At 54.1% G+C, this 12,639-nt stretch carries 9 protein-coding genes and 1 pseudogene; 3 read left to right on the forward strand and 7 right to left on the reverse strand.

Annotated elements, in window-relative coordinates; genetic code table 11:
* Nucleotides 1–22 precede the first annotated feature (22 nt).
* Nucleotides 23–1,126 (reverse strand): glycosyltransferase family 4 protein, encoded by a 1,104-nt coding sequence (locus tag AC07T0_RS24655; protein ID WP_495003636.1) that lies wholly within the window; start codon nt 1,124–1,126, stop codon nt 23–25.
* Between the two features lie 204 nt (nt 1,127–1,330).
* A complete protein-coding gene (locus tag AC07T0_RS24660) occupies nt 1,331–2,707 on the reverse strand; it encodes an oligosaccharide flippase family protein (RefSeq protein ID WP_495003637.1) in 1,377 nt (458 codons plus the stop codon).
* A gap of 96 nt (nt 2,708–2,803) precedes the next feature.
* On the opposite strand from AC07T0_RS24660, the gene AC07T0_RS24665 reads away from it, so the two are divergent.
* The 3 genes from AC07T0_RS24665 (at nt 2,804) to galE (ending at nt 8,079) form a co-directional block, all read left to right on the forward strand.
* On the forward strand, nt 2,804–4,330 hold the full coding sequence (locus AC07T0_RS24665) for an O-antigen ligase family protein (protein ID WP_495003638.1): 1,527 nt from the start codon (nt 2,804–2,806) through the stop codon (nt 4,328–4,330).
* A gap of 5 nt (nt 4,331–4,335) precedes the next feature.
* Nucleotides 4,336–7,014, forward strand: a complete 2,679-nt coding sequence (locus AC07T0_RS24670) for a glycoside hydrolase 5 family protein (RefSeq protein WP_495003639.1) — start codon at nt 4,336–4,338, stop codon at nt 7,012–7,014.
* A gap of 87 nt (nt 7,015–7,101) precedes the next feature.
* Nucleotides 7,102–8,079, forward strand: coding sequence for a UDP-glucose 4-epimerase GalE (gene galE, locus AC07T0_RS24675; RefSeq protein ID WP_495003640.1), 978 nt, complete (start codon nt 7,102–7,104; stop codon nt 8,077–8,079).
* A 37-nt stretch (nt 8,080–8,116) separates the two neighbouring features.
* Here the strand turns inward: galE and AC07T0_RS24680 are convergent, their stop codons facing one another.
* The 5 genes and pseudogenes from AC07T0_RS24680 to AC07T0_RS24700 form a co-directional block, all read right to left on the reverse strand.
* Nucleotides 8,117–8,848, reverse strand: a complete 732-nt coding sequence (locus tag AC07T0_RS24680; RefSeq protein ID WP_495003683.1) for a CpsD/CapB family tyrosine-protein kinase — start codon at nt 8,846–8,848, stop codon at nt 8,117–8,119.
* A gap of 86 nt (nt 8,849–8,934) precedes the next feature.
* Entirely contained in the window at nt 8,935–10,485 is a 1,551-nt protein-coding gene (locus AC07T0_RS24685) for a GumC family protein (RefSeq protein ID WP_495003641.1), read from the reverse strand.
* Between the two features lie 20 nt (nt 10,486–10,505).
* A complete protein-coding gene (locus AC07T0_RS24690) occupies nt 10,506–11,615 on the reverse strand; it encodes a hypothetical protein (protein WP_495003642.1) in 1,110 nt (369 codons plus the stop codon).
* A 32-nt stretch (nt 11,616–11,647) separates the two neighbouring features.
* The gene (locus AC07T0_RS24695; RefSeq protein WP_495003643.1) at nt 11,648–12,205 is read right to left on the reverse strand and encodes a polysaccharide biosynthesis/export family protein; all 558 of its coding nucleotides are present in this window, start codon (nt 12,203–12,205) and stop codon (nt 11,648–11,650) included.
* Between the two features lie 125 nt (nt 12,206–12,330).
* A pseudogene (locus AC07T0_RS24700) lies at nt 12,331–12,572 on the reverse strand (MFS transporter); the annotation flags it as partial.
* Between the last annotated feature and the right edge of the window lie 67 nt (nt 12,573–12,639).

Raw genomic sequence — 12,639 nt, forward strand, 5'->3', positions numbered from 1 at the left:
ATCGACATTATTCAAGCTCCGCTTAACACAACCGCCCTTCAGGAACGCTCCTCACACAAGCATTATTAAGTGCCGCTTCAAATAATTTTGCAGAGTTCTCCCAAGAACTTGAGGCCACCGTTTGACATGCCCGCTCTGAAACCGCACGCCACTCCAACTCGTCTAACGTCAATAGCCGTTCAACACCACGAGCCAAGGCATCAATATCATCGATATCGGCCAGTACGCCGTTTTTTAAACAGGCTATTGCCTCTAACGGCCAGCCCGTACGCGTTGAGACTACCGGAGCCCTACATGCCATCGCTTCCATCGCTGTCAGATTAAAACCTTCACTCCGGCTTGCTGAGAGCCAGACATCACATTGCGCATATAAATCACGCACACGATCTTGATCGGGAGAAAGATGAAATTCCAGACTCGCGGGAAGCTTGAAAAAACCACTAGGAGGAGCACTTCCAAAGGTTATAACTCGAAGTTTTGAAAATTTCTTCTCGAGCAAAGAAACTACCTGAAGGGCAACATCAAGCCCTTTAAATGGCGCTTCATGATACAAAAAACCGATTGTTGGGCAACGCTGTTTTCCCCTCGGCACGGAGAAAAACTGCTGATGATCGACACTATTCCCAACCAAGCTAACATTAGAATCGCCATATTCCATGCTCATTACATCAGCCAACCACTTCGAAATGGTTATCTTATGCAAAGGCATTTTATACGTCGCCACAACCCTATCCACCGGGCAATTAGGAAACACTTCATGCCCCTGCACAAAATATACTTTTACACCCTTAGCCTGACCTAGAGAATTCACCCACTCAGCCGTTTCCCACCAAGTTGCAATTACAACATCTGCATCTGGAACATCCGAATCCAAAATAGGCCTGTATTTTTCTATCACCCGGTGATCAAGACCGAGACCGTCTAAATGAGATGGTCTTCTCTCGCTTATCGGCCACCCCTCACCCGTGATGAAACGCTTCATCTTCCTTTTCAGCGGAATAGGAGGTGCCGGCGGGGAAACGAGTGTTACATCATGCCCCCTTTCAAACAATGCCTTGGCGTAAATTGCAACGACGCGAATTCCACCCGACATGTTCACCACCGGCAACACAAAAGTCACTTTCATTAGATCTCCTCCAAAACCGCTGAACACAGGAGGTGCCTATTCAAACTCAATGCACTTCCAGCCAAGCAATTTTCCATCAATCTACCTCTTGAATCCCGAATCCGACGGAAGCTCTAAAGATGATGCTCGATCTCGGAAAACGCTATATCAGCCTTTGAAGACGGTCTGTCACCGCATTGGAAACAGCAAGAGACATAGCTCAAATCAAAGCCATTCAGCAACGCCCAACACTAACTCTCCACACAAAGCCCCCACTGCCAGCATTGGCAGCACCACCAGTTCACGCTTGAGATCGAACAGCCCCACACGACAATTGACATAAACAATCAGGATCAGCGTAGGGAACGTATGCAGGGCAACGCCCCAAATCGCATATTTTATCCCGCCAATCGCCAGCAGCAGCGGCAGTAACCCCCATAACGAGACAATGCGAATAATGTTATCCATGGCTTGGTACTTTGTGAGTCCCAAGGCAAGCCAAACTTGATGCGCCACCGTGTAGCGCAAGGTGAAAAGAGAAAGTGAAAGAACCGCCATCATGGTGCCGGCAGCGGCATAACGCTCATCGTATAACCCACCAACGATGAGCGGACTAACGGTCAAGAACAGTCCACAGACAAACAGTAAAGCAAGATCGAAAATCAATCTGAAGCGGTAATACAAAACGCGGAGCCGCGTGCTGTCATTACTTCTTGAGGCTTCACTGAAGGCCGGCAGGGCCACGGCCCCGACCAACCTAAGCACTCCGGTTTGAAGAGTGCCCAAAATCAGCACCGCAATGGAGTAGACGCCCAGTTCAGTGGTCGACATGCCACCGCCGAACCAGATGCGATCACCATACATGGCCAATACCCCTACTGCCGAAGACAACAGTATCCAACGGCCGAAGACGACTAACTCCTTAAGCGCAGAGCGGTCCCACTGTAGACGGTTAGACGGGCCCTGAAACCATAGATGACCAAGAACAGTGCCGACCATGGCCGCGACCAGACCTGCAATCACCAGCGACCAGATGGACCTGGTGAAGTAACCGATGCCCAGCATCACCAGCAGGCCCGCAAGCTGGGACGCAAACTCGAGGAGCACCACTTTCTTTTGCTGGAAAGCGCGAACTGCCAAGTCGATTTTCGTCGACTGGAACCCAAAGATGATCGCGGTAAAACCGGTAACGGCCAACACCAGCGGCAACTCTGGTGCGGCATAGGTGGAATTGGCCGGCCACAGATTGATGACTTGTGCAAACCAGGTGAAACCCGCGATTAGAAGTGTCGAAGCAAAAAGGACAACGCCACGCAGGATCTGCACTGTCCAGGCGGTATTGAGAAACACTGGATCGTCGCCACGCGGGCTCTGGATAATGTTCTGGCGCAAACCGACATCGGAAAGCAAGTGTAGAACCACCGAAACGGTGGTGGCGATGATCATCACGCCGAAAATTTCCGGCATCAACAGACGGGCCATTACAAGGTTGCCGCCCAAGCGAAATGCTTGAGATGCAAAAAGCGCACCCAGATTCCATGCCCCAGCAGATATCGCTCGCCTGCGAAGGCTCAACGTTGGCGATAAGTCAATTGGAGGCATAACATCAACCCCGAACTCAAATGGTACGCACGTTACTATAGCTACAATTGGTCATCTCACTAGCCGTTGCTCACCAATCCATGAGTTCAATCATCCATGCCTGAGCACTTTCGCGCGTTAATCGTCATTCTAGTTTTAGCTGGCATCGTTTTTGCCCTGGCGCGTCGACCAGCAGTAGACCTGATCCCACACCACGACTTCACTCGTCGCCGCAATCTGTGGTTCGCATTGACGCTACTGGCCTTTGTCTCACACAGTTTCTGGGTGTACGCGGGCATTGCCGCTATCATTTTGACCGTCGCACGACAACGCGAACGCAATCCTCTGGCACTGTTTTTCCTTCTGCTGTTTCTCGTCCCGCCGGTCCCGGCACAGATTCCCGGCTTCGGCCTGATCAACTATTTTTTTGCACTTAACCATATTCGTCTGCTCGCATTGTGTCTGTTGTTGCCGGCTTTTTTCATGCTACGCAGGCAAGCAAGCACACTGAGCTTCGGACGCACCTGGCCTGACAAACTGCTAGCGGCCTACCTCTTGCTGACGAGCCTGCTTTACCTGCGTGACACCACGCTGACCGACACCTTGCGCCAGACGCTCTACCTGTTCACAGACGTTTTTTTGCCTTACTACGTTGCCAGCAGGGCACTGAAGGAACTCAGCGACTTCAAGGATGCTCTGTTGGGATTTGTACTCGCCGCCATGGTGCTGGCGCTTATTGGTCTCGTCGAGCTCACCCGCCATTGGCTGCTGTACAACGCGCTGATTGTTGCCCTGGACATGCACTGGGAAATGTCCAGCTACTTGGATCGTGGTGGTTCATTACGCGCCAGCGCCACCACCGGCCAGGCAATCGCACTGGGTTACGTCATTAGCGTGGCCATCGGCTTTTACCTGTTCTTGCGCGAGAGCGTACGCAGCCGATTGCAGCAATTCTTCGGCGCGCTCTTGCTGGCTGGCGGTCTGTTTGCACCGCTGTCGCGTGGCCCCTGGATCGGTGCAGCCGTCATGATCACCGTGTTCATCGCCACCGGCCGTAAAGCGGTCAAACGCCTGATGCTTCTGGCAATCGCCGGAGTGCTCGCCCTTCCTCTGCTGACCATCGTGCCTGACGGGCAAAAAATCCTGGATCTACTACCGTTCATCGGTACGGTAGACGTAGAGAACATCACGTACCGGCAGCGCTTGATTGATAACTCAGTGATCGTCATCCAGCGCAACCCTTGGTTGGGCTCTTTCGATTACCGCAACACTCCTGAGATGCAGTCAATGATTCAGGGCGAGGGCATCATCGATATTGTGAATACCTATATCGCCCTGGCGCTGGATATCGGCCTGATCGGATTGACGCTATTCGTGGTTTTTTTCGCCGCTGTGCTGCTCGGCATCCGCACAGCAATGCGTTCGGTCCCCAACAAAGACGATGAGGCGCGCCGACTCGGACGTGCGCTGTTGGCGGTACTGGCCGGGATACTAGTGACCATCTTTACCGTTAGCAGTATCACGGTGATCCCCGTGGTGTATTGGTCGGTGGCCGGACTGGGTGTGGCCTATGCTCAGATGGTGCGCAGGCTCAAGCGCACTGAGACTGCAAGCACTGCGAGCGCCAACCTTCAACCCTGGTAACGCTCATGACCCCTTTTTTTCACCGAACCCCTATGCTGCTAGTGGTTCTCCTTGCTCTTTGGCCGTTTAGCACCTGGGCGTCGGACTGGGTCTCCAGCGTGGATGAGCGCAGCGGTCTGCCAATGCTGATGCGCGGTGGCAACCCTGTAGTTTCTTCTTCATTCGCCTTCTGGGGGAGCAACTGGGAATGGACGGATTTGCCGACCGCATTCAAAGTGAACACCCCTTATAGCTACTCCCTTGCAGGCAAGAACAAAAAACTGGATTTCGACGTGACTGCGCAAATTCAGAAGGAAGACGAGCAGAAGTTGACCTGGAACATTGCCCTGGATGCACACAGCATGATGCCGAACGTGATGGGCGGGGGCATCGTCTTCAAGTTCGATCCTGCCCTTTACGATGGAGAAATGGGTGAGCCGGCTTTGCTACCCGACAACCGCGGCTGGTCCTGGGGGAATACACAAAGCCGACGCATCGAGATGCGTTTTGAGCCTGCACTGGCAAGTGTGTACTTCGAACCGGGTGATAAATCTCAGGTGCGTGCTTTTTTTTACAAGAACACGATCAAACCCGGCCGGCAAAATTTCAAAGCCACCTTGAGCCTATCTGGCGATGTGGTACTCGGTCCGACCCCAAACGAGCGCTTCGGGCTGGCGGACACAAGGAGCTGGCCGAGTGACACGCTCGACTGGAAAACCTCGCCGGTCGATCTGTCCTTTCTTAACGCTCACGAAAAACCTGCAGGCAAGCGCGGCTTCGTCAAAGTATCCGGCGAGCAACTGTTATTCGCAGACAACACCCCTGCGCGCTTCTGGGGCACTAACCTGACGGCCTATGCGCTGTTTCGTACGCCAGACGATGCAATCAAGCTGCAGGCCAAACGTCTGTCGGCACTCGGTTTCAATCTCGTACGACTGCACCACCATGACTCCCCATGGGTCAGCCCAAACATCTTTCGCGACAGCAACCTCACGCATGACACTCAGCAACTAAGCCCGGACTCACTGAAAAAAATCGACTGGTGGATCAAGTGCCTCAAAGACGAGGGCATTTATGTATGGCTCGATATGCACGTCGAGCGAGCCTTAACTGCAAACGACAACATCTATGGCTTCGATGAAATGCCAAAGAATGCCAAGAACAACGCCGATCTCAAGGGCTATGCCTATGTAAACATCACCATTCAGCAGGCAATGAAGCATTTTGCCCAAGCCTATTTGACCCATGTAAACACCTACACCGGACTCGCCTACAAAGACGATCCAGCGATCGCCGCCGTACTGATTACCAACGAAAACGATGTCACCCAGCACTTTGGCAACGCCCTATTACCAGACAAACGAGTGCCAAAGCACAACCGGATCTACATGGCCGAGGCCGAGGCCTTTGCGAACCAGCACAATCTATCTGCAAGCCAGACCTGGCGCTCCTGGGAGCCAGGCCCCGCCAAGCTGTTCCTTAACGATTTGGAGCGACGTTTCAACGTAGACATGATTCAGCACCTACGTGAATTAGGAGTGAAGGTCCCCATCGCCACGACCAGTAGCTGGGGCGGCGACAGCCTAAGCTCCCTACCGGCCCTTACCGCCGGCGACCTGATCGACGTCCATAGCTACGGTGGCTCTAGGCAGCTAGAGAAAAACCCGCTCACCAGCGACGGTTTACTGAACTGGATTGCCGCCGGCCAAGTCGTAGGCAAACCCCTGACCGTCACCGAGTGGAACACTGAACCTTTCCCGGCACCTGACCGCCACTCGCTGCCACTCTATATGGCCGGCACCGCCAGCCACCAAGGCTGGGATGCGCTGATGCAGTATGCCTACAGCCAGGAGCCGCTAACCGGCGAATGGATAACGGCCGACAACTGGCACGCCTATAACGACCCTGCAATGCTGGCCACCCTGCCCGCCGCCGCCTTGCTTTATCGCCGTGCAGACGTTCGCGAAGCAACAACGATCTATGTCTTCGCGCCGACGCCAAGCACCCTATTCAACCAACGCATCACACCAGCCAACGCGGCTCTACTGCGCACAGCCATGGAGAAAGGCAAGCTGGAAATCGCCATGCCACAAACGCCGCAATTGCCCTGGTTGCAACAGAGTGCGATCCCGAGCAATGCTCAAGTGTTTCATGACCCCAACCAGTCGCTGCTGGACGCCAATGCCAGCGAGTCCACGACAGACACCGGCGAGTTAAAGCGCAACTGGAAACTAGGCATCTACACCATTAATACGCCACGTACCCAAGCAGCAACCGGCTGGATCGGCGGCGAGTCGATCAGCCTTGGCAGCATCCAGGTTCAAGTGAAGACCGCTAATGCCAGTGTGGTGGTGCAAAGTCTGGACGACGCGCCTGTCGGCCGATCGCAGGATTTACTGATTTCGCTGGGTACCCGTGCCATCCCCAAAGACGACAGCAAAACACCTTTTTATGTCGAGCCCCTCGAAGGCACCCTGGCAATCCAGGCGCCGCCAGGCTTGACACTGTTCACCCACGGCATCCCTGGACAAATGAACAGGCTACCCGCCACCTACCTTGATGGACGCTATACGATCAAGTTCGACGGCTTGCAGGCGTCGAACTGGTTGTTTTTGAAAAAAGACGTCACGCAAGCTACAACTTCAGGCAACGCACAGCCAGGCCCTGTCAATACAGCATCCTCCAGCGCGCTGGCGAATCAATAGCTAACCTGTCTTTTAACGTAATGATCAGGTGGATCGAACTGGCGTACCAATCTGGGCTTGCACAGCAACAGTTTCCAGGAGATCAAGATGAAATTTTTGGTTGTTGGTGGCGCAGGCTATATCGGCTCGCATATGGTTAAGCAACTACTGCGTGCAGGTCACGAACCGGTAGTGGCAGACAACTTTTCAACAGGCCATCGCGGCGCGTTGATGGGCGGGAGATTGGTCGAACTGGACATCGCCAACACACAAGCCCTGGACGTCTTGTTTGCGGGACAGCACTTTGATGCCGTGTTCCACTTCGCCTCATTTATACAGGTGGGCGAATCCGTCACTGAACCGGCCAAGTATTACCAAAACAACCTGGCTGGAACCCTTACGCTGCTACAAGCCATGGTTCGTGCCGGGGTTAAAAACTTCATTTTTTCCTCGACCGCAGCCGTCTATGGCAACCCGGTGTATGTACCTATCGACGAAGAGCATCCCAAGGCCGCGATCACCCCTTATGGTCGCAGCAAGTGGATGGTGGAGCAGATACTTGAAGATTTCGACCGTGCATACGGGCTCAAATCGGTCTGCCTGCGCTACTTCAACGCCGCCGGAGCAGACCCTGAAGGACAGTTAGGTGAACGCCGTGAACCGGAAACCCACCTGCTGCCACTGATACTGCAAGCTGCCTCCGGTCGGCGCACAACCATCACCGTCTATGGCCGTGACTACGACACACCTGACGGCACTTGCATTCGCGACTACATCCACGTTGTCGACCTCGTTGCAGCTCATGCACTTGCCGTGGATTATTTACTGGCAGGTGGTGCAAGCAGGGCTTTCAACCTCGGAAACGGTCAAGGTTTCTCAGTACAACAAGTAATAGACACTGCACACGCCGTGACCGGCCAAGATATCTCCGTGAGCGAAGCGCCACGCCGCGCCGGCGATCCGCCACGCCTTGTGGCCGATCCCCGCATGGCCAACACATTACTTGGCTGGCAACCGCAATTTGCCTCACTTGAACAGATAGTGGCGCACGCCTGGAGCTGGGAGCAGAAGTACCCTTGGCACTGAAAGTCGGCGCTGGCGCATAACGCCTAAAGGTGACGTCCTAGTAGTAAGAGCGGTTGGGGGGCTCGGCTTTGTTTAGTACCGTGCCAATCAGATTGGCTGTCCCCAGATGATACAGGCTTTCCTCGATCTCTTTCTTGCTGTTCATGCCGTTTGCGACCACCAGCAGGACGCAGTCGAATTTAGGCAAGACGGTAATCACATCGTCCGAACTCAACAACGGCGGCAAGTCGAAAATCACGATACGCGAGTCGTAGCGCTCGCGCAGATCAGTAATCAAATAGCTCACTGTGGGCGATGACAGCACCTCGGTAGAGAGAGGGATCGGCTCTCGCGTCGGCAGGACGACAAAGCGCGGCAAGGTCGGGTTGACCAGAACCTCTTGCAGTTCCGCTTCATTGTCCAGCAATTCATTGAGCGATTTCTCCATCGGCAGACCCAGGCAGGCACCTACCATCGGACGACGCAAGTCGAAATCCACCAGTAGCGCCGTCTTGGTGGTGTGATGGGCGATGCTCATTGCCAAGTTGATCGCCAATACAGTCTTACCTGCATCCGGAGTTGGTGAGGTGATAGCAAGCGTGCGCCAGCCATTTTCTTCCATGACTTTCAGAACTTGCGTACGCAGCAGATCGAAAGCCCCCCCCATATTCGAATTCTTGTTGTACGCCACAATGCGATTGCGCTCGAGATGATCTGGCCGCAGCGGTACAACTTTGGTTTGCACATAACTCAGCGCATTCAGACCAGCAGACTGCCCGGTCTCGGTCATGGCTTTTTGTATTGTCACGAGACTTGTCGAAGGCTGTTGCTCGGAATTCTCGGTATCGGGCTTGATTATTTCCATGGCTATATTCCTTATGCAAACCGACCCAGCGTTTTAAACATCAGAAGGTCCAGAGGCATGTAGAAGAAGTGCAGGAGCACCAAAAAGAGCACGATGATCACGATTCCACTGACGATCAATCGCGTTCGCCACTGCTTACGGCGTGCCAATTCCGCTCTGGTGTATATGTAGGGAATCGCAACCAATATGCGTCTACCCAGCACACTGGCCAAGGCTTCAGCTCCGCGCACGCGCTGGTTCAGCATCTCAAGGAGCATCACCAATGCGCCAGCACCCACCGGAGCGAGAACAAAGCCCATGGCAACCACTTTTTTACGGTTCGGCCGTATCGGTTTTTCAGGCATCAATGGCGATTCCAGAAGAACAAAACGCTCGGCTTTGTTTTCCTGCTCCAGGCTTTCGGAAATTTTCGCACTCATTTCCTTGGTGCGAATTTCCTCGTATTTTTTACGAGCGTTTTCATAGTCACGCATCAGTGTGACCAAGCCGCGCTCGACTTGCGGCGTCTCAAGAATTTGCGCCTCGTAGTCGGCTATTTTTTTGAGTATTTCCTGCTTTTGATCGGCCAGCGACTTGATACGTGCTTCTGCGGCAGCGATCCGGGCCTGAGCCTTGGCAAGTTCCAGACTGACTGGAACCGCTGCACCACCAGCACCTTTGGTCGCCTCAAGTGCAGCAATTTTGCGTTTGACGGCACGCACATCGGGGTGAGCTTCCGTATACAGCGACAGTAACCGGGTGTACTCCGCCTTGAGGCTACCCAGATCTTGCTGTTTATCAACCGCCGCGCCGGGCAATCCATGCTTGGTCGCTGCTGCGGAAAGCTCCAACTCATTGAAGCGCAACTCCTCACGGGCAGTTTTGTAGTCACGGTCGACCTCTTTGAGCTCGGTTTCGGCGCGTGACAACATATTCATGCGCAACTCCTGATGCTCGGGAAGCGCGTTGCTGTGCGCTTGCTTGAAGTCTGCCAAGCGGTTTTCCAGGGCTTCCAGTTCGACCCTGAGCTTGTCCGCCTCCTGCGTCAGAAACTCTGTTGTTTCACTGGCGCGCTCGGTGCGCTGCTTGATGTTTTCATCCAGAAACAGCGTCACCAGCTCGTTGGCCACTTTGTTGGCAATCTCTGGTTGCCGGTGCTCAAAGGAAAGACGGAAAGCAATCGTCACTTCTCCGCGCCCCTTAACGACAGCACTGACCAAGGAGACTGTAATCGCATTGCGCATTTCATCGATTTTCTCGGAAACGCTCAACTGCCTGCTTTGCGAAGCAAAAAGATTGTACTTGTCGATGATCCCTTCCAGATGCTCACGGGTCATCACGCGCTGGCGAATGACTTCGATGCGCTCATCGGCCAAGGTATTGTTGTTCGCCGCCACCAGGTCTGGCGAAATCTGCTGAGACTCGACCAGAATAGTGCCAGAGGACTCGTAGATGGGCGGGATAGAGATCGCGACCACTACGCTCGTGCCGAGTATTACCGCGACACTCAGGATCAACAGCAAGGCATGGTGCTTCATGACAGCAAGGTAGTCGTTGACCGACATTTCGTATTCAGAGGTCATATTTATCACCCTGCTGAATTTCAGAAGTTGGGGTGACTATAGGTCAAGGTCAACCCGACGACGTTTGCGGTGGCATCCGGCAAGCCATCTTGCTGGCGTTCTTTGTACATGAAGGATAGGCGCGCCACCCAAAAAGGCGAGAGTTCCCGGCTAAACCAGACACCGACAGTGCGCAGGGTATTAGGTGTTAGCCCTTTGGTTTTTTGCCATGAGGTATCAAAACCGGTACGGCTGGTGTCGTCGAGGGCATAACTCCATGTACCGTTCAGGTTATCCGCCTCGACAAAACCGCCGTCGCCGCTGGCGACAGTACTACGATCGGCGCCGATACTCGTATCAACACGCTCACCGGTATAGTGCAACGAAAAACCGCCTTGGCCACGGGGGCGGCTGTTCGGGCCAGAGACTTGATTGACACCTGCGTAAAGCGACCCCTTGAGCCGCTCAGAGATCTCAAAGCTCAAGCCGACAGTGGGGGTGTAACTGTTTGAGGAAGACACCGCAGATCCCTGCTGCGGCTCATAACGCTTCACGCCAAAACGCGTGAATAGCTCCACACGCTCGCTCCATGCGTAGTTCAAGCTTAGGCGGTTCGAAAGCTCGTCATAGTTGGTCAGTGTATTAATGTCGTAAGTGACATGTGTGTAGTCGGTTTCGTTAACCAAGGTAGTTCGCTCACTGAGAGCGGTACTCCAGTTGCCGCCGAACGAGGTTAGCTTTTGCGTACCATCGGCGACAATCACGCCGGTTTCTTGAACCGCCGTGGAGAGCGTTGAGCTCTCAACATACTTCGCCGTGAGTCCAAAACCACCCGTTTCGGTCTCGCGCTGCCACCCCAACTGCACGTTGGGGTCTTCGCGGTCCGAAACGATGGACGTATCAGACGAACGCACCAGATTCACACCAAGACCGAACCGCCACTGATCCCGGTCTGAAGTACCGACAAGCGTGTAATCGGGGGCGATGATTGTACGAGTCACACCCTTCTTGTTTTCCGTAACAAGCACCGGGTTGCTGTCGTACTCGACAGTCGAAGGCAGAACGATTGCTGATTGCCAAGTGGCAGCATAGGCCACACCGGAGCACGGCAAGATCAAGATGGCCGTCGCAACTCCGGCCGTTCGCAGCACAGGCGAGATAATCCTTAGTGCATCGCACAAGGCTAAGGCACGACCAGCGTATCGCCGGCCTGGAGTTGAATATTGGTGGACATGTCACGCCCGGACATCAAATCGCTGTAATGGACGGGCAGGATCTCTTGTTTAGCCCCATTGCGGCGCACGACCTTGATGTCCTCCTTGTCGGCGAATTTGTCGAGCCCGCCCGACATGCTCAATACTTGCAGCACTGCAGTTGGACCTGACATCTGTACGATGCCGGGCTTCAGCACCTTACCCTGCACATAGACGAGATTGCCTGCGGTGCTCGTGATGACAACGCTCACGTTCGGATCGGGTATGAACTCCTTAAGCCTGGCAGCGACTTTCTTTGCGACGGCAGTGGCATCAAGCCCCGCAACATCGACTTGTCCTGCCAGCGGGAAGGTAATGCTGCCATCAGGAAGTACGTGCACCTCCTGTTTCAGCTTCTCTTCGCCCCAAACGGAAATCGAAATGACGTCACCCGGACTTAGCAGATAAGCGGCGGCTTTTTCGTCGGCACTGGTAATGCTGGGCCAGACCGCCAGCGCGCAGAGCACCGGTAATAACAAACGCAACATAAGGATCTCTCCGACCAAGTAACATGCACAGAGATTCACATAAAAACGGGGCGAAAGCATTCCTCTCCTTTGACGCCAAAGAAACGATCAAACAGCAATCGCCTCGAGCTTCCTGGCGGCCAATTTCCGCAGAAATCAAACATCAGACCGAAGCCCCCCGACAATCATCTCGACGTTGCCCGGTACTCGTTCTTGAGCGTAGACCACAATGGCCGAGAACGCCGAAGCCAGGATGAAGCCGATCACCATCGCTCAGCACACGGGTCCAGAACAGGTCCACATAAGGCAGCAACAGCGTGAACGGCGCCACGCCGAGGGTCGAGAACCAGATCACGGCCTTTCGGCCGAGCTTGTCGCCGATCAGGCCACACTTTCGCTACGCGCCCCTATTAGCAACCATCAAGAACTACTCATGTTCTTCGATCAGGCGGAGT

It is taken from the genome of Pseudomonas sp. GW821-FHT04D07, from assembly GCF_059420225.1.